This window comes from Bacillus sp. SN1, assembly GCF_002796895.1.
GTDB classification, from domain to species: Bacteria; Bacillota; Bacilli; order Bacillales; family Bacillaceae; genus Bacillus; species Bacillus inaquosorum.
The window spans coordinates 14,181-40,622 of the sequence record NZ_PHIE01000002.1; the positions used below are offsets into that span (position 1 = coordinate 14,181).

The 26,442-nt window shown below is 41.7% G+C and carries 28 protein-coding genes and 2 pseudogenes; 22 read left to right on the forward strand and 8 right to left on the reverse strand.

All coding sequences use genetic code 11. From position 1 onward, the window contains the following. Window positions 1–7: 7 nt before the first annotated feature. From mnmG to noc, 3 genes are all read left to right on the forward strand, one after another. Window positions 8–1,894 (forward strand): tRNA uridine-5-carboxymethylaminomethyl(34) synthesis enzyme MnmG, encoded by a 1,887-nt coding sequence (mnmG, locus tag CVV77_RS08760; RefSeq protein WP_060399975.1) that lies wholly within the window; start codon window positions 8–10, stop codon window positions 1,892–1,894. 13 nt (window positions 1,895–1,907) lie between these two features. Continuing rightward, window positions 1,908–2,627: a 16S rRNA (guanine(527)-N(7))-methyltransferase RsmG gene (gene rsmG / locus CVV77_RS08765; RefSeq protein WP_100275172.1), complete on the forward strand. Its 720-nt coding sequence runs from the start codon at window positions 1,908–1,910 to the stop codon at window positions 2,625–2,627. A 121-nt stretch (window positions 2,628–2,748) separates the two neighbouring features. Further along, complete coding sequence (gene noc / locus CVV77_RS08770) at window positions 2,749–3,600, forward strand: nucleoid occlusion protein (protein ID WP_003219249.1); 852 nt, start codon at window positions 2,749–2,751, stop codon at window positions 3,598–3,600. 50 nt (window positions 3,601–3,650) lie between these two features. Here noc and CVV77_RS08775 read toward each other — a convergent pair whose 3' ends face one another. Continuing rightward, complete coding sequence (locus tag CVV77_RS08775; RefSeq protein WP_100275173.1) at window positions 3,651–4,091, reverse strand: PH domain-containing protein; 441 nt, start codon at window positions 4,089–4,091, stop codon at window positions 3,651–3,653. A gap of 243 nt (window positions 4,092–4,334) precedes the next feature. Between CVV77_RS08775 and soj the strand changes: the two genes are divergently transcribed. Further along, the gene (soj, locus tag CVV77_RS08780; protein ID WP_003219244.1) at window positions 4,335–5,096 is read left to right on the forward strand and encodes a sporulation initiation inhibitor protein Soj; all 762 of its coding nucleotides are present in this window, start codon (window positions 4,335–4,337) and stop codon (window positions 5,094–5,096) included. Then, on the forward strand, window positions 5,089–5,937 hold the full coding sequence (gene spo0J, locus CVV77_RS08785) for a stage 0 sporulation protein Spo0J (protein ID WP_088111690.1): 849 nt from the start codon (window positions 5,089–5,091) through the stop codon (window positions 5,935–5,937). The genes soj and spo0J overlap by 8 nt, the downstream gene beginning before the upstream one ends. Before the next feature lie 38 nt (window positions 5,938–5,975). Here the strand turns inward: spo0J and yyaC are convergent, their stop codons facing one another. Continuing rightward, on the reverse strand, window positions 5,976–6,593 hold the full coding sequence (gene yyaC, locus CVV77_RS08790) for a spore protease YyaC (protein ID WP_084992270.1): 618 nt from the start codon (window positions 6,591–6,593) through the stop codon (window positions 5,976–5,978). A 426-nt stretch (window positions 6,594–7,019) separates the two neighbouring features. Here yyaC and CVV77_RS08795 point away from each other — a divergent pair, with 426 nt between their 5' ends. The 10 genes from CVV77_RS08795 (at window position 7,020) to CVV77_RS08840 (ending at window position 15,106) form a co-directional block, all read left to right on the forward strand. Then, window positions 7,020–8,036 carry a YkvI family membrane protein gene (locus CVV77_RS08795; protein ID WP_019260047.1) on the forward strand — a complete coding sequence of 339 codons (1,017 nt, stop codon included), beginning with the start codon at window positions 7,020–7,022 and terminating at the stop codon, window positions 8,034–8,036. A 93-nt stretch (window positions 8,037–8,129) separates the two neighbouring features. After that, on the forward strand, window positions 8,130–8,336 hold the full coding sequence (locus tag CVV77_RS08800; protein WP_003219236.1) for a DUF951 domain-containing protein: 207 nt from the start codon (window positions 8,130–8,132) through the stop codon (window positions 8,334–8,336). A gap of 50 nt (window positions 8,337–8,386) precedes the next feature. Next, on the forward strand, window positions 8,387–10,390 hold the full coding sequence (locus CVV77_RS08805) for a molybdopterin-dependent oxidoreductase (protein ID WP_100275174.1): 2,004 nt from the start codon (window positions 8,387–8,389) through the stop codon (window positions 10,388–10,390). Window positions 10,391–10,516: 126 nt separating this feature from the next. Continuing rightward, window positions 10,517–11,617 (forward strand): redox-regulated ATPase YchF, encoded by a 1,101-nt coding sequence (ychF, locus tag CVV77_RS08810; RefSeq protein WP_003236624.1) that lies wholly within the window; start codon window positions 10,517–10,519, stop codon window positions 11,615–11,617. A 110-nt stretch (window positions 11,618–11,727) separates the two neighbouring features. Continuing rightward, on the forward strand, window positions 11,728–12,015 hold the full coding sequence (rpsF, locus tag CVV77_RS08815) for a 30S ribosomal protein S6 (protein WP_003236622.1): 288 nt from the start codon (window positions 11,728–11,730) through the stop codon (window positions 12,013–12,015). Between the two features lie 40 nt (window positions 12,016–12,055). Beyond that, window positions 12,056–12,574, forward strand: a complete 519-nt coding sequence (ssbA, locus tag CVV77_RS08820; RefSeq protein ID WP_003219228.1) for a single-stranded DNA-binding protein SsbA — start codon at window positions 12,056–12,058, stop codon at window positions 12,572–12,574. Window positions 12,575–12,617: 43 nt separating this feature from the next. Further along, the gene (gene rpsR, locus CVV77_RS08825; RefSeq protein ID WP_003219224.1) at window positions 12,618–12,857 is read left to right on the forward strand and encodes a 30S ribosomal protein S18; all 240 of its coding nucleotides are present in this window, start codon (window positions 12,618–12,620) and stop codon (window positions 12,855–12,857) included. 60 nt (window positions 12,858–12,917) lie between these two features. Then, window positions 12,918–13,676, forward strand: coding sequence for an exodeoxyribonuclease III (gene xth / locus CVV77_RS08830; RefSeq protein ID WP_100275175.1), 759 nt, complete (start codon window positions 12,918–12,920; stop codon window positions 13,674–13,676). 58 nt (window positions 13,677–13,734) lie between these two features. Continuing rightward, the gene (locus tag CVV77_RS08835) at window positions 13,735–14,670 is read left to right on the forward strand and encodes a transcriptional regulator CcpB (RefSeq protein WP_100275176.1); all 936 of its coding nucleotides are present in this window, start codon (window positions 13,735–13,737) and stop codon (window positions 14,668–14,670) included. A 55-nt stretch (window positions 14,671–14,725) separates the two neighbouring features. Continuing rightward, window positions 14,726–15,106: a VOC family protein gene (locus tag CVV77_RS08840; RefSeq protein WP_100275177.1), complete on the forward strand. Its 381-nt coding sequence runs from the start codon at window positions 14,726–14,728 to the stop codon at window positions 15,104–15,106. 73 nt (window positions 15,107–15,179) lie between these two features. Here the strand turns inward: CVV77_RS08840 and CVV77_RS08845 are convergent, their stop codons facing one another. Further along, window positions 15,180–16,535, reverse strand: coding sequence for an MFS transporter (locus tag CVV77_RS08845; protein ID WP_100275178.1), 1,356 nt, complete (start codon window positions 16,533–16,535; stop codon window positions 15,180–15,182). Between the two features lie 226 nt (window positions 16,536–16,761). Here CVV77_RS08845 and CVV77_RS08850 point away from each other — a divergent pair, with 226 nt between their 5' ends. Then, window positions 16,762–17,661, forward strand: a complete 900-nt coding sequence (locus CVV77_RS08850) for a CPBP family intramembrane glutamic endopeptidase (protein WP_100275450.1) — start codon at window positions 16,762–16,764, stop codon at window positions 17,659–17,661. Here the strand turns inward: CVV77_RS08850 and CVV77_RS08855 are convergent. Continuing rightward, window positions 17,658–19,727, reverse strand: a complete 2,070-nt coding sequence (locus CVV77_RS08855; RefSeq protein WP_100275179.1) for a thioredoxin domain-containing protein — start codon at window positions 19,725–19,727, stop codon at window positions 17,658–17,660. The genes CVV77_RS08850 and CVV77_RS08855 overlap by 4 nt on opposite strands. Before the next feature lie 270 nt (window positions 19,728–19,997). Between CVV77_RS08855 and CVV77_RS08860 the strand changes: the two genes are divergently transcribed. The 3 genes from CVV77_RS08860 (at window position 19,998) to CVV77_RS08870 (ending at window position 21,309) form a co-directional block, all read left to right on the forward strand. Further along, on the forward strand, window positions 19,998–20,312 hold the full coding sequence (locus tag CVV77_RS08860) for an ArsR/SmtB family transcription factor (RefSeq protein WP_014115879.1): 315 nt from the start codon (window positions 19,998–20,000) through the stop codon (window positions 20,310–20,312). Window positions 20,313–20,393: 81 nt separating this feature from the next. Further along, entirely contained in the window at window positions 20,394–20,822 is a 429-nt protein-coding gene (locus CVV77_RS08865) for a DMT family transporter (RefSeq protein ID WP_049140534.1), read from the forward strand. Window positions 20,823–20,835: 13 nt separating this feature from the next. After that, window positions 20,836–21,309 carry a DMT family transporter gene (locus tag CVV77_RS08870; protein ID WP_100275180.1) on the forward strand — a complete coding sequence of 158 codons (474 nt, stop codon included), beginning with the start codon at window positions 20,836–20,838 and terminating at the stop codon, window positions 21,307–21,309. Between the two features lie 134 nt (window positions 21,310–21,443). Here CVV77_RS08870 and CVV77_RS08875 read toward each other — a convergent pair whose 3' ends face one another. The 3 genes and pseudogenes from CVV77_RS08875 to CVV77_RS08885 all read right to left on the reverse strand — a co-directional run. After that, the gene (locus CVV77_RS08875; protein WP_100275451.1) at window positions 21,444–21,608 is read right to left on the reverse strand and encodes a DUF255 domain-containing protein; all 165 of its coding nucleotides are present in this window, start codon (window positions 21,606–21,608) and stop codon (window positions 21,444–21,446) included. Window positions 21,609–21,886: 278 nt separating this feature from the next. Then, a complete protein-coding gene (locus tag CVV77_RS08880; protein ID WP_100275181.1) occupies window positions 21,887–22,336 on the reverse strand; it encodes a DUF1569 domain-containing protein in 450 nt (149 codons plus the stop codon). Window positions 22,337–22,715: 379 nt separating this feature from the next. Continuing rightward, a pseudogene (locus CVV77_RS08885) lies at window positions 22,716–22,894 on the reverse strand (DUF255 domain-containing protein); the annotation flags it as partial. Between the two features lie 248 nt (window positions 22,895–23,142). On the opposite strand from CVV77_RS08885, the gene CVV77_RS22665 reads away from it, so the two are divergent. The 3 genes from CVV77_RS22665 to CVV77_RS08900 all read left to right on the forward strand — a co-directional run bounded on the left by CVV77_RS22665 (window position 23,143) and on the right by CVV77_RS08900 (window position 26,132). Further along, window positions 23,143–23,205 carry a tetracycline resistance efflux system leader peptide gene (locus tag CVV77_RS22665; protein WP_106489641.1) on the forward strand — a complete coding sequence of 21 codons (63 nt, stop codon included), beginning with the start codon at window positions 23,143–23,145 and terminating at the stop codon, window positions 23,203–23,205. A gap of 33 nt (window positions 23,206–23,238) precedes the next feature. Beyond that, window positions 23,239–24,615 carry a tetracycline efflux MFS transporter Tet(L) gene (gene tet(L), locus CVV77_RS08890; RefSeq protein ID WP_100275182.1) on the forward strand — a complete coding sequence of 459 codons (1,377 nt, stop codon included), beginning with the start codon at window positions 23,239–23,241 and terminating at the stop codon, window positions 24,613–24,615. Window positions 24,616–25,235: 620 nt separating this feature from the next. Continuing rightward, entirely contained in the window at window positions 25,236–26,132 is an 897-nt protein-coding gene (locus CVV77_RS08900) for a Tat pathway signal protein (protein WP_100275183.1), read from the forward strand. Between the two features lie 245 nt (window positions 26,133–26,377). Here CVV77_RS08900 and CVV77_RS22670 read toward each other — a convergent pair. Beyond that, window positions 26,378–26,437 (reverse strand): annotated as a pseudogene (locus tag CVV77_RS22670) (DUF255 domain-containing protein); the annotation flags it as partial. Window positions 26,438–26,442 lie beyond the last annotated feature (5 nt).

Consider the following 26,442-nt stretch of genomic DNA (forward strand, 5'->3'; position numbering starts at 1 on the left):
TAGAATCATGGGGTATGAAGCAGGCCAATACGATGTGATTGTGATTGGCGCCGGGCATGCCGGTGTTGAGGCTGCCCTCGCATCTGCACGCCAAGGCGCCAAAACGCTTGTCTTGACCATCAACTTAGATATGGTTGCATTTATGCCATGTAATCCGTCTGTCGGCGGCCCCGCAAAAGGGATTGTCGTCCGCGAAATTGACGCGCTCGGCGGAGAAATGGGCAGAAACATCGATAAAACGCATATTCAAATGAGAATGCTGAATACTGGAAAAGGTCCTGCGGTCCGTGCATTACGTGCCCAAGCAGACAAATTCCAATATCAGCACGAAATGAAAAATACGCTTGAAAAAGAACCAAACTTAACATTGCTGCAAGGAATTGTGGAGCGGCTGATCGTTGAAGACGGCGAATGCCGCGGTGTGATTACACAAACCGGCGCGCATTATCGTGCGAAAGCCGTGGTCATGACGACTGGGACATATTTAAGAGGACGAATCATTCTTGGTGATCTGTCTTACTCAAGCGGTCCGAACAACCAGCAGCCTTCTATTAAGCTTTCTGAGCATTTGGAAGAACTGGGCTTTGACCTTGTTCGTTTTAAAACAGGTACGCCGCCTCGCGTCAAAAGCGACACGATTGATTACAGCAAAACGGAAATCCAGCCTGGTGACGATGTGCCTCGCGCTTTCTCATATGAAACAGTGGAATATATTACAGATCAGCTTCCTTGCTGGCTGACATATACAAGCCCTGAGACACATGAGATTATTGACAGCAACCTGCACCGTTCACCAATGTATTCCGGTATGATCAAAGGTACGGGCCCAAGATACTGCCCGTCCATTGAAGATAAAGTTGTCCGTTTTAATGATAAACCGCGTCACCAAATCTTCCTTGAGCCGGAAGGCAGAAATACGCAGGAAGTCTATGTCCAAGGTTTATCTACAAGTCTTCCAGAAGATGTACAGCAAAGAATGCTTGCAACGATTCCGGGTCTTGAAAACGTGCAAATGATGAGAGCCGGCTATGCGATCGAGTACGATGCGATTGTACCGACACAGCTATGGCCGACACTTGAAACGAAAAAAATCACAAACCTGTTTACTGCAGGTCAAATTAACGGAACATCCGGTTATGAAGAAGCCGCGGGACAAGGAATTATGGCAGGAATCAATGCAGGTCGAAAAGCGCTTGGAAAAGAAGAAGTGATTCTGAGCCGTTCTGACGCTTATATTGGTGTTCTGATTGATGACCTTGTGACAAAAGGAACCAATGAACCATACCGTCTATTGACATCTCGTGCTGAATACAGACTGCTTCTTCGTCATGACAATGCTGATTTGCGTCTGACAGAAATCGGACACAGCATTGGATTGATTTCTGATGAGCGCTATGCAGCTTTTGAGAAGAAAAAAGCGGCGATTGAAGCGGAGAAAAAACGTCTGCATTCTGTGATTATCAAGCCGTCTCCGGAAAATCAAGAGTATATCCGTTCTCTTGGCGGAAGCGAATTGAAAGATGGCGTTCGCGGCACAGACTTGATGAAACGTCCTGAAATGAACTATGAAACAGTCACTAAACTGGCGCCGCCAGAAGTGCCGGTTCCGCAAGACGTGGCAGAACAAGTAGAAATCCAAGTGAAATATGAAGGATATATTGAAAAATCTCTTCAACAAGTGGAAAAACTGAAGAAGATGGAAAACAAAAAAATTCCGGATCGAATTGATTATGACGCAATTAAAGGGATCGCGACTGAGGCGCGTCAAAAGCTGAAAAATGTGCGTCCTTTGTCTGTTGCCCAAGCTTCCCGCATTTCCGGTGTAAACCCGGCGGACATTTCAATTCTATTGGTGTATTTAGAGCAGGGACGCATTGCGAAGATAGCCGAATAGAAAGGATGACGGCATGAATATTGAAGAATTCACTTCTAGTTTGGCGGAAAAAGGGATCTCCCTTTCTCCCCGTCAGCTGGAACAATTTGAGCTGTATTACGACATGCTGGTTGAATGGAATGAAAAAATCAATCTGACTTCAATTACAGAGAAAAAAGAAGTGTATCTTAAGCATTTTTATGATTCCATTACAGCCGCTTTTTATGTCGACTTCAATCAAGTGAACACGATTTGTGATGTCGGAGCGGGAGCGGGTTTTCCGAGTCTTCCGATTAAAATATGCTTTCCGCACCTCCATGTCACAATCGTGGATTCACTAAACAAACGGATTACGTTTTTAGAAAAGTTGTCTGAAGCTTTGCAATTGGAGAATACGACATTCTGCCATGACAGAGCTGAAACATTCGGACAGCGGAAAGACGTACGGGAAAGCTATGATATTGTGACGGCGCGAGCAGTTGCAAGACTATCTGTTTTAAGTGAACTTTGCCTGCCTCTGGTAAAGAAAAACGGTTTATTTGTTGCTTTAAAAGCCGCATCAGCTGAAGAAGAACTGAATGCAGGCAAAAAAGCGATCACGACGCTTGGGGGAGAACTTGAGAATATCCATTCCTTTAAGCTGCCTATTGAAGAAAGCGATCGTAATATTATGGTGATACGCAAGAAAAAAAATACACCTAAGAAGTATCCAAGAAAACCGGGAACTCCTAATAAATCGCCAATTGAAGGGTAATTTAGACAGCCTGATATGACAATACCATCATATTTTCATCAAAATTGATGGATGTACAGCAGGAAAAACCATGAGAAAATAGAATTATAAAAATGGCAGTTTTTAAAGGTGGTGTAGGTACATGAAGCATTCATTCTCTCGTTTCTTCGGGCTTGGTGAGAAGGAACAGGAACCGGAGATTGCTGAACATGAAACAAACAAAGAAGAGATTCTGGAAATACCGGTAAATGCTATCGTTCCCAACCGTTTTCAGCCACGCACCATTTTCTCAGATGAAAAAATCAAAGAGTTAGCAATGACCATTCATACTCACGGCATTATTCAGCCGATTGTTGTCAGGCATACAGAAGAAGAAGGCCAATACGAACTCATTGCAGGTGAAAGACGCTGGAGAGCGGTGCAATCGCTCGAGTGGGAAAAGATTCCGGCTATTATTAAGGATTTTTCCGACACGGAAACCGCTTCTGTGGCGTTAATTGAAAACTTGCAGCGGGAAGAACTGTCTTCTATTGAGGAAGCGCATGCCTATGCTCGGCTTCTTGAGCTGCATGACTTAACACAGGAAGCACTCGCACAGCGTTTAGGAAAAGGCCAATCCACAATTGCGAATAAGCTGCGGTTATTAAAGCTGCCTCAGCCGGTTCAAGACGCGATTATGGAGAAGAAAATCACTGAGCGTCATGCCAGAGCGCTGATTCCGCTGAAACAGCCTGAGCTCCAAGTCACACTGCTCACAGAGATTATTGAGAAAAGCTTAAATGTAAAGCAGACGGAAGACCGCGTGGTGAAAATGCTGGAGCAAGGTCAGAGAAAACCAAAGCCGAGACGCAAAGCGTTCAGCAGAGATACAAGAATTGCAATGAACACGATTCGCCAGTCACTATCAATGGTTGAAGACAGCGGTGTAAAATTGAATACGGAAGAAGAAGAATTTGAAGAATATATTCAATTAACGATCCGCATACCAAAATAAAAGCTCTCCTGATAAGCAGGAGAGCTTTTTGTGCTTGTGGTAAAAGGAAATTAATTACTTTTGCTGAATATTATTATATTAGAATTCTTTTCTTCGAGCTTGTGGATAAATTCTTCAGTATTTTGCGGTGAAATCACTGCATGTCCCCATCCCCCCTGATAATATATCGTGATGGCATGACGAGAGCCGATCAGACGAAAACCTGACCACAGCTTCTTTTTTTGAACCACTTTTTCGATTTTTCCGTAAGGAATTTGATGTTTGATCAGTCCGGCTTTAATGATCAGGTGGTGCTCCTTCAATACATATTTCAGGTCAATAAAGCTCCAAATGATGAGCACATTTAAAAGAGTCAGCAGAGCAAAAATGATCCAGCCTAAAACCCTTACATTTCCCAGTACAAAAGGAACAATGGCATCCGCTTGTATCAGTAATATGAGAAACACAATCATCAGCGTAACGGGTATATCTCTTTTTGTTTTATAAACCATATTCTCACCGTCCTGTACGTTCTGCACTGTAACTTCTTCTTTTTTTCTTTAAGAAATTCCTTTTTTAAGTCAAAAAAACATAGAAATTGTAGAATTTATAAGAGAAAGCATATAGCGTGCTTGAATTTTCAATTATTTCCTTTCTGAATTGGAACAAAATGATGAAAAAAATGAAACGCTTTAATCTTTTTTTGATAGAATAGAAGCAAGATAGTACATGTTCATGTGAAAGTAGGTGACATCGTGGGAAAAATCATAGCAATTACGAACCAAAAAGGCGGAGTCGGCAAAACAACGACGTCTGTCAACCTTGGGGCATGTTTGGCTTACATAGGGAAAAGGGTTCTGCTGGTAGATATTGATCCGCAGGGAAATGCGACAAGCGGATTAGGGATTGAAAAAGCCGATGTAGAGCAGTGTGTGTACGATATTTTAGTAGATGATGCAGATGTAATAGATATTATTAAAGCAACGACAGTAGAAAACTTGGACGTGATTCCTGCGACGATTCAGCTTGCTGGAGCTGAAATCGAGCTGGTTCCGACGATTTCAAGAGAAGTGAGGCTGAAGAGGGCGCTTGAAGCAGTAAAGCAGAATTATGATTATATTATCATTGATTGTCCGCCGTCATTGGGGCTGCTGACGATTAACGCGCTTACTGCCTCAGATTCCGTTGTGATTCCTGTACAGTGCGAATATTACGCCTTAGAGGGGCTCAGCCAGTTATTAAATACAGTACGCCTTGTGCAAAAGCATTTGAATACTGATTTAATGATTGAAGGAGTATTGCTGACAATGCTTGATGCCCGGACCAATCTCGGCATTCAAGTGATTGAAGAGGTTAAAAAATATTTTAGAGATAAAGTATATAAGACGGTTATTCCGCGTAATGTCCGTCTGAGCGAGGCACCGAGTCACGGAAAACCCATCATTTTATACGATCCGCGGTCAAGAGGTGCGGAAGTATATTTAGATTTAGCAAAGGAAGTGGCTGCGAATGGCTAAAGGCCTTGGAAAAGGGATTAATGCGTTGTTTAATCAGGTCGATTTGTCTGAAGAGACTGTTGAAGAAATTAAAGTTGCCGATTTACGCCCTAATCCTTATCAGCCAAGAAAACACTTTGATGACGAGGCATTAGCTGAACTAAAAGAATCCGTGCTGCAGCATGGCATTCTCCAGCCGCTTATCGTCAGAAAATCCTTAAAAGGCTATGATATTGTTGCGGGTGAACGGCGTTTTCGTGCGGCAAAGCTAGCGGGTTTAGACACGGTTCCGGCGATTGTTCGTGAATTATCAGAGGCATTAATGAGAGAAATTGCTTTACTGGAAAATCTTCAGCGTGAAGATTTATCGCCGCTTGAAGAGGCTCAGGCCTATGACTCTTTGCTGAAGCACTTAGATCTCACACAAGAACAGCTTGCCAAACGTCTTGGCAAAAGCAGACCGCATATTGCGAATCATTTAAGATTGCTGACATTGCCAGAAAACATTCAACAGCTTATTGCCGAAGGTACGCTTTCTATGGGGCATGGACGCACGCTTCTTGGCCTGAAAAACAAAAATAAGCTTGAACCGCTTGTACAAAAGGTCATTGCAGAGCAGCTCAATGTTCGTCAGCTTGAGCAGCTGATTCAGCAGTTAAATCAGAATGTTCCACGTGAAACAAAGAAAAAAGAACCCGTGAAAGACGCAGTTCTAAAAGAACGGGAATCCTATCTCCAAAATTATTTTGGAACAACAGTTAATATTAAAAGACAAAAGAAAAAAGGCAAAATCGAAATTGAATTTTTCTCTAATGAAGATCTTGATCGGATTTTAGAGCTATTGTCTGAACGTGAATTGTAAATAAAGAAACCATCTTTCCAGCGAAGATGGTTTTTGTTTTATATTCGCCCAGTGAGCCGTTGCAGCGGGCTAAGGCGTTCCTGCCTCCACTCTGTTCGATCTGTTAAACTCAATCCTTCAGCAAGAACATTTGCCATATTCATGACCAAGTGCAGCCTTGTATTTTGTAAAACAAAGTATTCCATAAAACCACTTACATTCACAATTCCGTTAATATGAAGATCTCCTACTTCAGGCAGGTCTTTTTGCACTCCGGCTCCGGGCTTTAATGGCCCGTCTCCGATTTGAAACGATCCTACACTTTTGACGCGTCCTAAGCATGCATCGACTGCTATAATAAATGGATTTTTATGTAATTTTTGAATGTCATTGATTTTATCTTTCATATTCACAGCATGGACTGGGTCAGATAAGGTGCCATAGACATGAAATCTGGTGAGCTGCATCTGTTTGAGTTTCATTCCTACGAGCGGGCCTAATGAATCACCGGTTGAACGGTCTGTTCCGATACAAACCACGACAATTGGTTTGCCGGCAGCTTTACGTAAGGATGATGAAAGGATGGTTTGGATTTGTTTTGCTGCAGCTGCATCTGTATGTGAAACATATTGCTTTACTCGTTCCTGAGAGGAAAAAAGCCCGCCTTTTCGATTCATAGGTTTCACTTCCTTGTTATAGTAGGTAACAGAATAGCTATGGTGTATGTAGATATGTAAGGTTGTTTACAGTATATCCAGCAGTGGGATCTTTTATGCTTTGTGCATGACACTGGATATTTTTTGAGATAGAGGGTATGAATGGTTGGCTGCCGGACATTTATTTTTCGGCGGCATCGGGTATCTGGATGAAGATGCATACAAAGGATTGTTAGAACAAGTGAAGAATGAGGTTCATTCCTTATTTACGCGAACAAATTAATATCGCGTTTTCGACTGCCTGCATTGGCAGTCTTTTTTTATGTGTATTTCGTATGATAATTTCACCTTGTGGTCAATGTCTATGAAAATATGGCATTTTTGCTTTCTGTTATTTATATAGTAACAATAACAGGAACAAGCTGAACTCTGTGCTATGAGGTGATGATGTTGTGGAGAGCCGGAATGAAGTGGATGCTGCTCATATTAGGGAGCCTGATCGGGGCCGGATATGCGAGCGGTCAGGAGATATGGCAGTTTTTTGGGGCGGAAAGCGGACTTGCTATTGTGCTGTTTACAATCATGTTCATTTTTTCGTCTTATATTGTGATGAAAATCAGTTTTAAGGTTCAATCCACTCATTTTCTGCCGGTTCTGGAACATTTGATGGGACCATGGCTGGCGAAAATTTATGATGTCCTCATCGTTTTTTATTTGTTTTCGACGACTATGGTGATGATTGCCGGAGGCGGTGTGACCCTGCAAATGTACAAGCTTCCTTTCTGGTGGGGAATCGCGCTGATTTGCATCGTGACAGTGTGCTTGTTTTTCTGGGATGTGAAAGGAATATTATCAGTAAATGGTTTTTTAATACCTGTTTTAGTAGCGGGGCTGCTGTATGCGCTGATCTCCTTTCAGAGCACCCATCACCATACATGGACGATAGATTTGACTCGGCAGTATAACTGGCCTGCGAGCATTACGTTTACCTCTTTAAATATCCTTTCAGTTGTCGCGATTTTATCCTCCGTTGGGAAAGAAATGAAAGGACTCGGGGAAGCGAAAATCGCAAGTGTGGCAAGCGGACTTATTTTTGGCGTAATCTCTTTTGTTTATAATGAAACGTTAGTGGAGCTGGCGGGCTCCCTTTCTCAGTTTGAAATACCGTTGTTTGCCGTTCTGGAGGGGGCGCCTTATTTCCTTTTTTTATGTATGACGGCGGTGCTGTGCCTGGCGATTTACACGACGACGGTAGCTGGTTTGCTGGGGCTGTCCAGCCGGCTGATGGCGTTTGTTCATATGCCGAGATGGATGATTGTGTTGATTCTGTTAGCGTTGATGGTGCCTTTTACTTCTTTCGGATTTTCTGATTTAATCGCGTTCTTGTACCCGATATACGGGATGCTGAATTTATATTTGTTAGTTTGTCTGCTGTTATATCCTATTTTAAGTAAATGGAAATAAGAGGATATCTTTCTTTTCGGATATCTTGATTGCTCTTATGATCAGTTTTTTTGTACAATAGATACAGCAGTTTATGAAAAGAGGTGAAGGGTCTTGGCGGATAAAGACTTTGGCCTGAATGATATCGTAGAAATGAAAAAACCGCATCCATGCGGAGCGAACAGCTGGAAAATTATACGCATGGGAATGGATATTCGAATTAAGTGTGAGGGATGCTCTCACAGTGTAATGATTCCAAGAAAAGAATTTGAAAGAAAACTAAAAAAAGTACTAGTCAAGCATGAGGAGCCTACTTCGTAAAAAGGCCTGCACTCATGCTTTTTCATATAGTAGGTAAGGAGAAGACGGCGATGAGCAAAGTGCATCAGTCAGCATGTCCGCTGAATTGCTGGGACAGCTGCGGTTTTTTGGTGACTGTTGAAGACGGAAAGGTAACAAAAGTGGACGGAGATCCAAACCATCCGATTACGGAAGGAAAAATCTGCGGCCGCGGCAGAATGCTTGAGACAAAAACAAATTCGCCTGAGCGGCTTCGCTATCCGATGAAAAAACAAAACGGCGAGTTTGTGCGGATTTCCTGGGAGCAGGCGCTTGATGAAATTGCCGATAAGCTTCGGGAGATCAAGGAAACGTCAGAAACGACTGCTGTTTTGCACAGCCATGATTATGCGAATAACGGTTTGTTAAAAGCGCTAGATCAGCGTTTTTTTAATGGATATGGCGGCGTGACTGAAATCGTCGGAAGCATATGCTGGGGCTCCGGTATCGAGGCGCAAAGCTGGGATTTCGGCCGTTCGTACGGGCACGGCCCCCTTGATATTTACAACAGCAATCATGTTGTGGTGTGGGGAAGAAATGTATCCAGAACGAATATGCACTTATACCATCATTTGCAGCAGGTGAAGAAAAAGGGTGCCACGCTTACAGTGATTGATCCGATCTTCAACCCGACTGCCAAGCTTGCAGACCACTATATCTCTGTAAAACCGGGAATGGACGGCTGGCTTGCGGCAGCTGTTTTGAAGGTTCTGATTGAGACAGGAAGAACGGATGAGACGTTTATTTCTGAGCACTCTGTGGGTTTCGATGATGTAAAAGAGCTTTTGAACACCGTTTCCTTAGAAGAGTTTATTGTGAAAACAGAAGCTTCTATGGAGGAGCTGGAGTATCTGGCCGGTTTGTATGCTGACGGCCCGGTGTCTACTTTTATGGGGCTTGGCATGCAGCGATATAAAAACGGCGGCGAAACGATTCGCTGGATTGATGCACTTGTTGCGGCAAGCGGAAATGTTGGAATTAAAGGCGGCGGCGCGAATTTCGGTAACGTTCAGATCGGTGAGAGCTTTGCAAAAACGAAGCTTACGCTGCCGGAATTTAAAACAGCATCACGCTCATTTTCAATGATGACACAGGCTGAAGAGGTGTTGACGGCTGCTGATCCAGCGATTGAGATGATTATCGTGACGTGCGGAAATCCGCTGACTCAGGTGCCGAATACCAATAAAGTAAGACAAGCGTTTGAAAACGTGCCGATGACGGTGGCGATTGATTCTATCATGACAGATACGGCAAAACTGTGTGATTATGTGCTGCCGACTGGCACTGTTTTTGAAGAAGAGGATATCTATTATTCTAGTATGTATCATCATTATGTGCAGTACGGGAAGAAGCTTGTGGAGCCGCAGGGTGAAGCGAAGCCGGACAGCTGGATCTGGTCAGAGCTTGCAAAACGCCTTGGATTTGGCGAGCTGTTTGAATACAGTACTGAAGAATTTTTGGAGATGGGGCTTTCTTCATTGGAAGCAGAGGATGTGACACTAGAGCGATTGAAAGAAAAAGGCCACCTCCCTCTTCCAGTTAAGCAGGTGCCGTGGGATGATTATAAGTTTTTGACGCCGAGCGGAAAATTTGAATTTACTTCGTCGTTAGCTGAGGAAAAAGGATTGAGCGGCTTGCTTCAATTAAACGTGCCCGAAGAATCTGTTTTCCATAATGAGGAGTTAGCTGAAAAGTATCCTTACACGCTTTTGTCCATTCATCCCCAGCGTTCTAATCATTCTCAGCATGTGCCGTTTATTGAAAAGCTTCAACATATTCAAGTGGATATTTCTCCGGATATAGCGGCTGAGCAGAATCTTCAGGACGGAGACGAGGTTGCTATCTTTAATGACCGCGGGCGCTTGACGGGCAAGGTGAAAGTGATGAAGCAGGCTCACCTGAAGACGATTAATATAGATGAAGGCATGTGGGCGGCTTTTGGAGGTTCAGTCAATGCACTGACAAATGATACAAATTCCGATAATGGAATGGGAAGTACGCTTTTTGACTGTTTAGTAGGCTTGAAAAAAGCATAATCAAAGGGCTTGGCAGGCTGAAAATGCAGTTTTGTCAGCTTGTCTTTTCCAGTGAACCTCCTTATAATTGCTCTAGGTTCAAAATACGTTTATACAATGACGGTTTTATATAGAGGAGATGAAAGAATGGCTTTAACAGCTGGAATTGTTGGTTTGCCAAACGTCGGGAAATCAACACTATTTAACGCAATTACACAGGCCGGTGCTGAATCAGCCAACTACCCGTTCTGTACGATTGATCCGAACGTAGGGATTGTAGAAGTACCGGACGAACGTCTGCAAAAGCTGACTGAGCTGGTCAAACCGAAGAAGACTGTGCCGACTGCTTTTGAATTCACTGATATTGCAGGGATTGTAAAAGGCGCATCTAAAGGAGAAGGTCTCGGCAATAAATTCCTTTCTCACATTCGCCAGGTTGACGCGATTTGCCACGTTGTCCGCGCTTTTTCTGATGACAACATTACACACGTTTCCGGAAAAGTTGATCCAATCGATGATATTGAAACAATCAACCTTGAGCTGATCCTCGCTGATATGGAAACGGTTGAAAAGCGGATTACACGCGTCAGCAAACTTGCGAAGCAAAAAGATAAAGACGCTGTATTTGAGTTTGAGATTCTGTCTAAACTGAAAGAAGCGTTTGAGAATGAAAAGCCTGCTCGTTCTGTTGAGTTTACTGAAGAGCAGCAAAAGCTTGTGAAACAGCTTCATTTACTGACTTCGAAGCCTATTTTGTACGTGGCGAACGTAAGTGAAGATGAAGTGGCTGATCCGTCTGGCAATGAAAATGTAGCGAAGATTCGCGAGTACGCTGCCGGTGAAAACGCGGAAGTTATCGTTGTGTGTGCGAAAATCGAATCGGAAATCGCTGAGCTTGAAGGCGAAGAAAAGCAAATGTTCCTGGAAGAGCTGGGCATTGAAGAATCAGGTCTTGATCAGCTGATCAAAGCGTCTTACTCCCTTCTTGGCCTTGCAACATATTTCACAGCCGGAGAACAGGAAGTCAGAGCTTGGACATTCAAAAAAGGCATGAAAGCCCCAGAATGTGCAGGAATTATTCATAGTGACTTTGAGCGCGGCTTCATTCGTGCTGAAACTGTTGCTTATGAGGATCTTCTTGCGGGCGGCGGCATGGCAGGAGCCAAAGAAGCAGGAAAAGTCCGTCTTGAAGGAAAAGAGTATGTGGTCAAAGACGGAGATGTTATTCATTTCCGATTTAATGTATAGGATGCAGTTGTAAAGGGACAAGAGCTTTGGTATAATATAAAATTGTGAGTAATAGAATTATTGCTCCTTGCCCATTATGGGCCGCTTAGTCCAAAAGGAGGTGCAAACAGATGAGAAAGTACGAAGTTATGTACATTATCCGCCCAAACATTGACGATGAGTCTAAAAAAGCAGTTATCGAGCGTTTCAACAACGTTCTGACTTCTAACGGTGCGGAGATCACTGGAACAAAGGATTGGGGTAAACGTCGTCTTGCTTACGAAATCAACGATTTCCGCGACGGTTTCTACCAAATCGTAAACGTTCAATCTGACGCTGCGGCAGTTCAAGAATTTGACCGTCTAGCTAAGATCAGTGACGATATCATTCGCCACATTGTTGTTAAAGAAGAAGAATAAGCAATTTTGAAATATATAATGGTAAAAGGTGGTCTTTCTTATGCTTAACCGAGTTGTATTAGTCGGAAGACTGACAAAAGACCCAGAGCTTCGTTATACGCCAAACGGTGCGGCTGTTGCTACGTTTACTCTTGCTGTGAATCGTACATTTACGAACCAGTCCGGAGAACGTGAGGCCGATTTCATTAATTGTGTCACTTGGAGAAGACAAGCCGAAAACGTTGCGAATTTCCTAAAAAAAGGAAGTCTTGCAGGCGTAGATGGCCGTTTACAAACAAGAAACTATGAAAACCAGCAAGGACAGCGTGTCTTCGTGACTGAGGTCCAAGCTGAAAGTGTTCAATTTCTTGAGCCGAAAAACGGCGGCGGTTCTGGTTCAGGTGGATACAACGAAGGAAATAGCGGCGGAGGCCAGTACTTTGGCGGAGGCCAAAATGATAATCCATTCGGGGGAAATCAAAACAACCAGAGACGCAATCAGGGGAACAGCTTTAATGATGACCCATTTGCCAACGACGGCAAACCGATTGACATCTCGGATGACGATCTTCCATTCTAATGAGATTATCACCTAAAATGAAAAAGAAAGGAGGGAAATGACAATGGCAGGAGGACGCAGAGGCGGTCGTGCGAAACGCCGTAAAGTGTGTTATTTCACTTCTAACGGTATCACGCACATCGACTACAAAGATGTAGATCTTCTTAAAAAGTTTGTTTCTGAGCGCGGTAAAATTTTACCACGTCGTGTAACTGGAACAAACGCTAAATACCAACGTAAATTGACTGCAGCGATCAAACGCGCTCGTCAAATGGCTTTACTTCCGTACGTAAGCGGTGAGTAAGCTTATACGTAAAGAGCAAGGACCTTCGGGTTCTTGCTCTTTTTTATAGGGGGATGAAACATGAAGCTGATTTCTTGGAATGTAAACGGCCTGCGGGCTGTCATGAGAAAAATGGATTTCCTCTCTTATCTGAAGGAAGAGGATGCAGATATTATATGTCTTCAGGAAACAAAGATACAGGACGGCCAGGTTGATCTCCAGCCTGAAGGCTATCTTGTGTATTGGAATTATGCAGTGAAAAAAGGATATTCCGGCACGGCTGTTTTTTCAAAACAAGAGCCGCAGCGTGTCATGTACGGTATCGGAATAGAAGAGCATGACCAAGAAGGCAGAGTGATTACGCTGGAATTTGAAAACATGTTTGTGATGACCGTTTACACGCCCAATGCGAAAAGAGGTTTGGAGCGGATCGATTACCGCATGCAATGGGAAGAGGCTTTATTATCTTATATTCTTGAATTGGATCAGAAAAAACCGGTCATTTTATGCGGCGATTTGAATGTAGCTCATCAGGAGATCGATTTGAAAAATCCAAAGGCAAACCGGAATAACGCTGGATTTTCTGATCAAGAAAGAGGGGCATTCACTCGTTTCTTAGAAGCTGGCTTTATTGACTCATTCCGTCACGTCTATCCTGATCTTGAAGGTGCTTATTCGTGGTGGTCGTATCGTGCCGGTGCCCGGGACAGAAATATCGGATGGCGCATCGATTATTTTGTTGTGTCCGAAAGGCTTAAGGATCAGATTGAGGATGCCAGCATATCAGCGGATGTCATGGGTTCCGACCATTGTCCTGTTGAACTTATGATCAATATATGATGAGATAGCAGTAAGGAATTTACACTTACTGCTTTTTTATATGAAAAAGGAGAAAGAGATGGCAAACATAAAAGAGATTGCAAGACTGGCAAATGTATCTGTTTCGACTGTTTCGCGTGTATTGAATCATCATCCGTATGTGTCTGAAGAAAAGAGAAAACTTGTTCATCAAGTCATGAAGGAATTAGATTACATACCAAATCGAACCGCAATCGATCTCATTCGCGGGAAAACCCATACGGTCGGTGTGATTCTGCCTTATAGCGATCATCCCTGCTTCGATAAAATCGTAAACGGGATCACTAAGGCGGCTTTTCAGCAAGAGTATGCAACGACCCTCCTCCCCACCAATTATAACCCCGCTATTGAAATCAAATATTTTGAGCTGTTAAAAACAAAGAAAATAGACGGTCTCATTATTACATCCCGCGCCAATGACTGGGACAGCATTTTAGCATATCAGGAGTATGGGCCGATCATCGCTTGTGAGGATACTGGAGACATTGGTATCCCATGTGCGTACAACGACAGAAGAGCTGCTTATGCAGAAAGCTTTCGCTATTTAAAGAGCCGCGGACATGAGAATATCGCTTTTACGTGTGTCAGAGAAGCCGACAGGAGTCCGAGCACGGCTGACAAAGCTGCGGCCTATAAAGCCGTCTGCGGGAGCCTGGAAGACCGTCATATGCTGTCCGGTTGCAACGATATGAATGACGGTGAGCGGGCAGCTGAGCACTTTTATACGAGCGGAGGGGTTCCAACGGCTATCTATGCAAATAGTGATGAAGTGGCAGCTGGAATTCATGTATTTGCCCAAAAGAATAAATGGGATGTTGAAATCATTGGAGAGGGGAATTCTTCTATCAGCCGTGTTCTTGGTTTTCCGTCGCTTGATTTGAATCTTGAGCAGCTCGGCATCGCAGCATTCTCTCTATTTTTGCAGGATGAACCCATTGATATAAAAATTCAGCATCAATTCGAGAAAAAAGCTTGAACTGAAATGCATTTCATACCTTATAACTTCATTGAAGGTGAAGGAGGAGGAAGAAATGCGGATTGAACATACAGCGATCTGGGTCAAAGATTTAGAGCGAATGAAGGCTTTTTATGAAACGTATTTTAATGGCAAAGCGAATGATTTGTATCATAATGAGAAAAAAGATTTTAAGTCTTATTTTATTACGTTTGATTCCGGAGCAAGGCTGGAAATTATGAAAAAAGGAAATGTGACTGATCCGCCTTCACAAACGATGACAGGCTGGTCGCACATTGCCTTTTCTGTTGGAAGCCGGGAGAAGGTTGATGAACTGACTGATCGATTGAAGAAGGATGGTTTCGCAGTAGTAAACGGCCCGAGGACAACAGGAGACGGCTACTATGAAAGTGTGATTGAAGATGATGAAGGAAATTTGATTGAGATTACAATTTGACATCACGGAAACCCTGCGAGGATGTTGAAGGAATTGTAATGAGATCAGTGCGGCAGATCCGCACTGACTTTTTTTAAATTTGCTTCGCATTCGTGTTAGGGCCGAAGCAGATTAACAGCACGGAGCATGCGAGCCAGCAGCCGCCGATAAATAAGAAGACGCTGACATAGCCGAGCTGAACGGCGATAAACCCGACGAGCAAGGAGCCGAAAATGTTTGAAAAGCGGCCGAGGCCATAGGCTAAACCGCTGCCAGACGAGCGGTATTCAGTCGGATAAGGTTCTGACGTATAAGCGTATAAGTTCGAGGTGAAAACCCGTTCCGTGATATTGACGATAAAACCAAACACAATGATCATGATCGGAATAAAAGTCATGCCATATAAGAGACCGGCGATGGCCGTCAAAAACGCGCTGGCGGCTAAAATCCATTTTCTTTGAAATTTTTCAGAAATCATCGAACCAAACAATGCGCCAAGAGGAGCACCGACGGAGTGCAGTACGTTATACCACAATGTATTTTCCATTGTGACGCCATTGCTTTTTAGCAGGCTTGGAACCCATGAGGCAAATCCGTAAAATCCAAACGTTTCAAAAATCCATACAGCAGATAAAACGATGGTGATTTTGAGGTTTCTTCCTTTCAATAACCCTGCGTAACCCGCGTGCTGCTGAACGGTATCGCTTGTTTTGGGCTGAGCTGGTGCCGGAAGCGGGCCTTTCTCCTGTTCAACCTGCGCCTCAATTCGATTGAGGATCGCATCGGCTTTCGCATATTCACCGCGAGTTTCGTGCCAACGGGGTGACTCTTCCAGCCGGCGGATAAAGAAAAAATAAATAAGGCCGACGGCACCCCATACAAATACAAGTCTCCATCCCCATGAACCGAGCGGAATGACAAAGGCAGACACAATATTGGTGATCGGAACGCCGATCAATCCAATCATGGCACAGAAAGAAATATATTTTCCGCGGACACTTGAAGGGAAAAATTCCGCCAAATAGCTATTGGTAATGACCATGGCGGCTGCGACACCAAACCCGGTGAGAAAACGGAAAGTCATTAAAGACGGGATGTCCCATGCGGTTGCATTGCATAGCGATGCGATTGAGAAAACGAACACAAATAGATTTAAGGCTTTTTTTCGGCCAATTCGATCAGACAGCCTTCCTCCCAGGGATGCGCCTAAAAACATGCCTAAAAACGAAGCCGCCGTTACATTGGCGATGGTTGAAAGCGGAATGCCCCAATGCTCGATCAGTGCCGGCGCTACATTGCTGAGGGTAAATAAATCTGCAAGATCAAAGAAATAAACAATGCCGAGAGCGGTTAATACTTGGAAGTGAACACGCGAAATCGGAAGGCGGTCTAAACGATTCGCTGCGTTTGAGAAAGGATGTGTATTTTTCTGTTTAAAGATCGTATTCATAAAAAACCCCCTTTTGAGTAGTAAGAAAAGACTGAAAATTCCCCTCTTGTGAATATTATAAGTATCTTGGTTCATTGGCGACAGAGTTCAAATCACTAGATGGGAGAACTAATTTCACACTTTTTATGTTCATTGTGCTTAAAAGATTTCCAAAACAGTAGATTAATAGACCAATTTATGCAAATATATAGGAATATTCTCATTGAAAGGAAGAGACATAGAAGGAATGAATTCATTTATCCGTCCTCTAGAAGGAAACAATACGTTATGGAGATACTTTTTCTCCTTTTTGGTGATGGTAGGGTTATATGTATTCGGGAATATTGCTTACCTTTTCGCTATACTGTTTACAGTTATTGTGAATCCCGATATCACGTTTGATTTGGATGAAGCTGTGCTAAGTGATCCTCTGGTTGATCTTTATTTGTCTCATGTTATTTATTTGTTTGCGATTCCAGGAGTATGGCTGGCTGTTCACTTTATTCTGAAACGGCCTTTCCGAACTGTGATTACACCGAATGCAAAGATCAATTGGCGGAGAATTTTCTTTGGCTTTATTGCTTATTTCTTGCTGATGATCGCTGTACAATTGATTGATTTTGCGATTCATCCTGGCAGCTATTCAATGCAAGACTTTGATGCTTCACGGTTTATCTGGCTGCTAGCGGCGGCCCTCATTTTGGTTCCGTTTCAAACCTCAGCTGAGGAACTGTTTTTCAGAGGATTTTTGCTTCAAGCTTTCGGGAGAGTGACGAAAAATCCTCTTATTTTGACATTGGTTGTCGGTGGCTTGTTTGGCGTATTGCACTTTGCGAATCCAGAGATGAACAATGGCGCTGTCTGGGCAGGAATTGAGTATTTAACATTTGGTTTTGTGTGGACCTATTACACGATTAAAACAGGCAGTATTGAAATCTCACTTGGCGCCCATGCCGCGAATAATATGTTTTTGTGTATGTTTATCACAGAAAAAAACAGTGTGTATGGGGGAATTCCCTCTTTATTTACGGTTACGCGGGGGAACCCGATGTGGGAGGCTTTATTTACGATAGCGGTCAACCTTGTTTTTGCGGGAATCGCGTTGTGGTACCATAAGAAATCACAAAGTAAGCAGCAGGGGTCTTAATCCCTGCTGCTTATTAATGTTTTGATGGCTTCTTCAATATTTGTTGTCGGCTGCTGGCAGGCGAAATTTTCACAAATATACACGGTTGTTTTGCCGTCAATGATGCGGTAGTCTGCCGCGAAAGGCGCAATGTCTTTGCATTGATCAGGGTGCTCTGCCACCAGAATGGAGTCGTTGGGCTTAAAGGCTTTTTGAAGCTCCGTTATGATTTTTTTTCTGGCTGGATCGTCTGCGTTGCCAAAAATAACGATTTCTTTTTTAGGCATCAGATGCCTTAACACACTTTGCATAAAGAAAGCATGGCCGCTCGGATACGCATCGATGTCCGGCTTGAATACGGAAAACATCGTTTCTGCTTTTTCAATCAGTGATAAGTCGCCTGTGACTTGTCCGAGACGCAGCAGCTGAACGGCTGCCACACTGTTTCCGGAAGGCACGGCGCCGTCGTACACTTCTTTTTCCCGGACGATTAAGGCTTCTGCATCGTGTCCGGAAAAATAAAATCCGCCATGCTCCTCATCCCAAAATAAGCCGATCATATCGTCTGCCAATTTCTTCGCTTTTTGTAAATAAGAAAGATCAAACGAAGCTTCATAGAGATCCAGATAGGCCCATAGAAGAAAAGCGTAATCGTCGATAAACCCTTTGTTTTTCACTTCGCCGTCACGATATCGAACCATCACACGGCCGTCGATGATTAACTTGTTTTCAATAAATGTGATGGCGTCTTTCGCTAAGCTGAGATATTTCGGTTCCTGGTATACCTTTGCCGCTTTGGCGAGCCCTGCGATCATTAGCGCGTTCCATGACGTCAGCACCTTATCATCGACATGCGGATAGGTTCTTTCTTCTCGTGTCTTCAATAGCTGTTGTCTTGCGTCCTCGAGCTTGAGGATGAGCTCTTCCTCGGTTAACCCAGCATCTGTTTTGAGTTGTTCCCGCTTTGTGTGAATCAGATTCGGAATATTTTTGCTTTCAAAATTCCCTTTTTCAGTGATGTCATATACTTGGCAATACAGCGTTCCGAGGTCGTCTCCGAGCGTTTTCAGGATTTCATCCTTTGACCACACGTAGTACTTTCCTTCTTCTCCTTCTGTGTCCGCATCTAAAGCGGAGAAAAAGCTTCCGTCTTCATGGGTCATTTCCCGCTGAATGAACGTGATGATCTGCTCGCAAATCTCTTTATACCGGCTGTTTTGCGTGACCTGATAGGCTTCTGTATAAGCGGTCAGCAAAAGCGCATTGTCGTACAGCATTTTTTCAAAGTGGGGAACGAGCCACTCGTCATCGGTCGAGTAACGGGCGAATCCATAGCCAATATGATCGTAAATACCGCCATTCGCCATGCTGTCCAGCGTTTTCGTCACGTTGTATAAAGCATTCTCCTGCCCCGTATTGTGATGATAACGAAGCAAATACATCAGCATATGGGGCATCGGAAATTTTGGAGCCTGTCCGAAGCCGCCGTAGATCGTATCAAACCCGTTGGCAAGCTGCTGGAATGTCCGGTGAATTGCTGACTCGCTAAGGCCTTCTCCTGATTTTGCAGCTGTTTTGGTCTGCAAATGTTTAGCGGCGTTCTCCGCAATATCCTCGACATGTTCGCGATCGTTCGCAAACGTCTCAGACAGATGCTCAAGCACATCAACAAAACCGGGACGATTGAATTTACTCGTCTTTGGAAAATATGTACCCGCATAAAACGGCTTCTGATCAGGCGTGATAAACACATTCAGCGGCCAGCCGCCCTGCCCGGTCATCAGCTGGCAGATTCTCATATAAACAGAATCCACATCAGGCCGCTCTTCCCGGTCGACTTTAATCGCCACAAACCGTTCATTGAGAAGGCGTGCGATTTCTTCGTCCTCGAAGCTTTCGTGGGCCATGACGTGGCACCAATGACATGTTGAATAGCCGATGCTGACGAGAACCGGCTTGTTTTCGCGTTTCGCTTTTTCGAAGGCTTCTTCTCCCCAGGGGAACCAGTCTACTGGGTTGTGGGCGTGTTGAAGTAAGTATGGTGATTTCTCATTGTTTAATCTATTGGTTTTATTGTTATTTGGCATTGGATCACCTACTTTCGTGTTTTTCTTTTATAAACTTGATAACATATTTAACCTTACCACAGATAATAAAAAAAATACCTTAGTCTATAGGGTTAACTAAGGTATTTGGAATAGATAGTTTATAGTACATCTTTTATTTTTATCTAAAATATCCCGACGAGCCATCGATTTCATGTCAGAATCTAATTGTCTTTGTTAATGACTTATACATATATCGTATTTTGTATTCAACCTTGACATATCGGTATATCTAGATATACAATTGCAGCCATGGAACCTATTAACGTATTCAAAGCTTTATCCAATGAAACAAGACTTAATATCCTAGAGTGGCTGAAGGAACCCGAGAAACATTTCCCGAAACAAGGCGCTCACCTGCCAAAGGAGGTAAGTTACAAAGGCGGAGTATGTGTTGGGGATATTCAAGAAAAAGCCAAAGTTTCTCAATCAACAATTTCTAGCTACTTAAGCATGATGCAAAAAGCTGGTCTGCTTGAATCAATCCGTCATGGCCAATGGACTTACTACAGGCGTAACGAAGAATTTATTCAACAGTTAGCTAAATATTTTAAAACAGAGATCTAATTTTATGATGGTTTCTGTTTTTTTACCAGTGAATATCTAATTTTCTAGATATTTAATTATTTGAAAAAGGAGATATTATTTATGCGCTTTATATCTTATGTACTTGCCCTATTGGCTGGAGCAGCACTTAGCTTTGAAGGGGCTATCTATGCTGAACTGGGAAAAACAATTGGACAAATAGAAACAAGTTTTTATAACTTCTTTATGGGCTCAATTATTATGGGGCTATTGTGGCTCTTTTTTGGAAAAGGAGAGCTTTCCTATACATTGAAAGCACCTAAATGGTCATTACTTGGTGGTGTCATGGGTGTTGTTTATTTAACCTCTATTGTTGTAAGTGTTCCATTCGTTGGTGTTGGTATCACCATGGTTGCTGTCATTATCGGGCAATTGGTAATGAGTATGGTTATTGAACATTTTGGATGGCTTGGAAGTAAGAAAACGAGGGTTAATAAAGAAAAGATTTTTGCCGTAATTTCAATGATTATTGCACTTATATTAATAAACTAGGAGGTCTTTAATAATGGGGCTATTTATGATTTTATTCACATTGATTGGCGGTGTTACATTAAGCGCACAGTCATCTATTAATGGTACATTTAGTAGGAAAGCTGGAACAATTGAAACAACATTTTTGACCTATCTCACTGGAACAATGTTTCTGACTATATTCATTTTATTTTTTGGCAGCGGAAATGTGCTTGGACTTCTAGAAGCGCCTAAATGGCAATTAAGTGCAGCATTTTTGGGTACGGCATATTTGCTGCTAACTGTCATAGCCGTTCCAAGAATAGGGGTTATTGCAACTAATATTGCTGGTATAGCTGGCCAACTTGTAATTGGGGTAATGATTGATCATTTTGGATGGTTCAATAGTTTAGTCATAGAATTAGATATTAAACGTGTCTTCGCATTGCTATTTATGATTATTTCCCTTTATTTTATCTATAAGGGGAATAAGCGTTCAAGCAAGGAAGCGCAAACACAGAAAGTTTAAAAAACAAGATGGCTTCCTCTTTATTGAGGACTAATAGCGGATATGGAGGTTCAAGTCCTCTCTCCTCAACAACATCAATGGTACCAAGGTTTTTGAAGACCTTGGTATTTTTTTATCTCTTATTTCTGGCTACTCTAATATACTTGCCACCAATGGCAACAGATGTATCCAATACTTACCAATATAGGTTTGTTTTCTTTTTTTGCTTTGTTGAAGGCTTCTTCTCCCCAAGGGAACCAGTCTACTGGGTTATGAGCGTGTTGAAGTAAATATGGAGACTTCTCAGCGGTTAATTCTATTGGTTTACTATAGGCTCACCTTCTATTTAACTTAACACATTTTTTCAAATTCAAAATAAAGGCTCTATTATTATGGAGTATTGGAGAGTAAGGAGGAGGTTTTTTATGAAAATTTCACTTTATAGTTGTACAAAGTGTTTGTTTGAACACTAAAGCTCTCTTTAGTTGAAGAAAGAATTTTCTTTTTTAACAATAGGATGATTATTTATTTCTAAGCAGTTAAAGCATTTCGTTACTTTTCTCTTTGGTCATTATTTATTTATATTTCTAAAATCTAACTAAACTCCAAATTGTTTTAAATGATGATCAAGGTGCTTGTATATCCCTTTTCCCCATTGCTCGGAAGTAAGTTTACCGAAAAAAGGATGTGGATGAGTCGTACACTTCTCTGGACCATTATTTTGGAAAGTTATAATTTTTTGTTTCAGTTTTTCCTTCTCTGTTTCAAATTCTTTTTCATCTACAATTAAAATGTCAGGAATCGTGGACATATTTTGGGCTAATGGCTTGTCGTTATAAAAAATTGGTTTCACAAAGTTTCCTATTAATATTCCTAACCAACCTCTCGCTGGAAAAGAAAGTCCCATTGCAATGTCTTGAAAGGATGAGAAATGTGCTAACATTTGGGCAACATCCATTTTACCCCAATGGGGTTTTGAAATTGGGCTTAATTTGTCAATGCGATTTAAAATTTCCTCTGAATGCAATTGATTAAAAATATTTTTCATTTATGCATCTCCTTCTATTTTACACCTGCTAATAAAATGATACCTAGTGCACCAGCAAGCACAAAATGAAAATTCCTCCTAAGAAATTTTTCATCTTCTTTAGTATTTATCCTTATATGTATAATATATTCTAAATGTTATGCCGATGTAATTACTTTGTTGAATATTGAATCTTTTTATCTATTTGTGAAAGTTTAAAAGACATAAGAGAGGGAAATGCTTTGAGGGTTCAAATAATGTTTATATTAGTAGAACTTCTGTAACTGTGTGTTAAGGATAAAACAATTTGTTTCAGAAGATATTCAGGATTAGGACAATGCATAATGATATTCTTTTCATCAAGGAACACAAAACTAATTAAAGTTCGGTTATTTTAACAGACATGGCACCAATGACAAGTCGAATAACCGATGCTGACCAGTTCCGGCTTGTTTTCGCGTTTCGCTTTTTCGAAGGCTTCTTCTCCCCAGGGGAACCAATCTACTGGGTTGTGGGCGTGTTGAAGTAAATTGGAGACTTCTCAGCGATTAATCTATTGGGTTTACTTTTATTTGGCATGGGATCATCTTCTTTCCAATTTGATTATATTCAGGTTACCACAGCAACCAAAAACAAATTTAATAACTGACTGTTTATTGATAAAAGAGATGCAAAAAAATAATATAAAGTTTCATTATGCCACCGGAGAGAAAAGTGAATATTTTCTTGTTCCGCAATCAGGCCAAATTGTTGTATAAAATAGTGAAAGTTTAAACCTTAGTCTATATATAATAAGGTTATATTAATCAAATGTAGGGGGAGTTATTATGAAGTGCAATAAAATGAACAGGGTACAATTAAAAGAGGGAAGCGTATCAATGGCCCTATAAACTACGTCTGCCCTCATTAATGGAGGGGAAATTGTGAATACGTCTTATTCACAGCCAACTTTACGACACAACCAAGTGTTAATTTGGCTTTGTGTTCTGTCATTTTTCAGCGTATTAAATGAAATGGTTTTGAACGTCTCATTACCTGATATTGCTAACGATTTTAATAAACTGCCAGCGAGTACAAACTGGGTAAACACAGCCTTTATGTTAACTTTTTCCATTGGGACAGCTCTATATGGAAAGTTATCGGATCAGCTTGGCATCAAAAAGCTGCTCCTATTTGGGATTATGGTAAATTGCTTCGGATCGATAATTGGATTTGTTGGACACTCTTTTTTTCCTATACTCATTCTAGCCCGGTTTATTCAAGGGACTGGTGCAGCCGCATTCCCAGCCCTTGTGATGGTTGTAGTTGCGCGCTATATTCCAAAAGAAAACAGGGGTAAAGCATTTGGTCTGATTGGATCCCTAGTAGCAATGGGGGAAGGTGTTGGACCAGCTATTGGAGGAATGATTGCTCATTATATTCATTGGTCATATTTGCTTCTTATTCCAACTGTAACAATTATCACTGTTCCATTCCTTATAAAACTATTGAAGAAGGAAGAAAGATTAAGAGGTCACTTTGATATGGCAGGGATTCTATTGATGTCTGCAGGTATCGTATTTTTTATGCTGTTTACAACATCATATAGCATTTCTTTTTTGATGATTAGTATTCTAACCTTCCTGTTTTTTGTAAAACATATTAAGGGAGCTCAAGAACCTTTTATTGATCCTGCTCTGGGGAAAAATGTCTTATTTATGATTGGCGTCCTTTGCGGAGGGCTGATATTTGGCACTGTAGCAGGATTTGTCTCTATGGTTCCTTATATGATGAAAGATGTTTACCATTTAAGTACTGCAGCAATTGGAAGCGGGATTATGTTTCCCGGAACAATGAGTGTCATCATCTTCGGTTACATTGGAGGAGTGCTAGTTGATCGGAAAGGTTCTTTGTATGTATTAACAATTGGGATTGCATTGATGTCTTCCAGCTTTTTAATCGCTGCCTTTTTTATAGATGCAACACCATGGCTCATGACCATGGTATTCGTTTTTGTTTTTGGGGGGCTTTCTTTCACAAAAACAGTTATATCTACAATTGTGGCTAGTAGTTTGAAACAAAAGGAAGCTGGTGCTGGAATGAGTTTGCTTAATTTCACCAGCTTTTTATCGGAGGGAACGGGTATTGCGATTGTAGGCGGTTTATTATCCATCCGCTTACTAGATCGTAGGCTGCTGCCTATTGACGTTAATCATTCCGCTTATTTGTACAGTAATATGCTATTCCTTTTTGTAGGAATCATTGCTATTAGTTGGCTAGTAACCTTGATTGTATATAAACGTTCGCGGAGAAATGACTAAAAGGGTTAAAGGATCAATCTCGATAAAGAAACTCAAGGTTGATCCTTTTTTTGTAAAATGAATAAACATGGCACCAATGGTATGTTGAATAACCGATCTACACCTTCTACAGTCGCTAACGCAATAACTCTCCCCAAACCCGTCTGTTGTTATCTAAGGAAAGTCGATGTAATTAAACAAAAGTGAATAGTACTCAGTAAATAGCTAATCATTTGGAATGAATATGTTCATGGTATATGGAATATATTGGAATGAAGGAGTGGATTTACAGGACCTTTCATTACTGATGCAGTAAATAATGATCCGCCAAAGGCGCTTGCTTTAATATTCGGTGAGGGTTTATTAACCTTTGTATCACAGGACTTAAAAGAATGGTCTGCTACTAAATAAACTGGAGTTGGACGTGACAATACCGACACTGCAGGATGGGTGTATGAATAGCAATATTAGTATTATCTAACTGGCCAGCTGGCAAAAATGAAGTTCCTGCAATTGTTGGTAGTGTAAAACGTACAGTACGCCATGGTGAAGGAGCAGCCTGAAAAGTTTCATCCTTTCTTGCTGTTAAAAAAGAAGAAAAAGATTAAACATGAAATTTAATTTGGAGGAGGTTTAAACGATTGGGACAATCACGATTACCAAAATCAGTTATTATAGCTATGGCGTCAAAAAAGCATCGTTTATGGCATTATCTTTGGCATGGATTTCGAAACTCTTGGGAGGGACTTGATTGTAAAGATCGCGAAAAGTTATGTAAGACTCATCCAAATTGGGTGCCGCCACGCCCAGCACTCGATGCCGATGGAAACCCTAAACGGGATAATGATTCTGGTGAGGACTTCCTTTTCATGCATAGAACGATGATTATGATCGTCAATAAAATTTTAGCAGATGAAGGTGATATTAACTATCCATGGGTTCAAGGGTGGAGGTACCTTCCAAAACCTTCTGATCAAAGTTATCCTATTTTACCGGCTTATGATAGTCACCGTATTCCAAGGGAAAGGCTTGAGTTAGAAAAATCTGTCGATAGATATTGGAGTTATTTTTCAGGGCTTGAAAAGAAATTTACTGATCCAGACTACTTAAGCAGTGTAACGCTTGGTCAGCTTGGTTCTGATATTGAATTTACAATTCACAACAGTATGCACGTACGATGGTCAGAAGAATCGAAAGTTGGATATATGACTGAGCCTAAATTAGGAGATCCTATCGATGATATTTGGAATCAACCTGAGTATAACTGGCTGGGTGATGAATACTCTGCTCATGTGCATCCGATTTTCTGGAAATTGCATGGTTGGGTTGACGATCGAATCAATGATTGGATGAGAATAAATCAAAAAGAGGATTATAAATGGAAGGGAACATGGATTGGTGATACAAGTATCCTGCATCTACATGATGATCATACCCATGAAGACCATGAACTAATTGCAAATTTAGAGTACTTGGCGGGTTTCTTAGGAAGTACAGGAAGACGGCGAAGCTCTTTTGACCTTCCAGAAATGTGTTAGTTAGCTAATAACAATGGAAAATTCCTCCCTCTTTCGGAATATCATAATCAAATTCAAAGTGTACGCAATTTACCTTGTTCATGATAGGAATAACTATAATTAGAAACGCAAGTGTCAGAAATTGAAATTGAGGAATTTCCAATATTAAAAGTCCATTTTCTCAATGCTGAGAAGGGCTTTTTTGTTTAACTGGCTCTTGTTGTTCTAAGATTAGTCCTTAATATTATTTGTGTATCTATACGAGCTTAACACCAATGGCATGTTGAATAGCCGATACTGATCAGAACGGGCTTGTTCTCGCGTTTTCAAA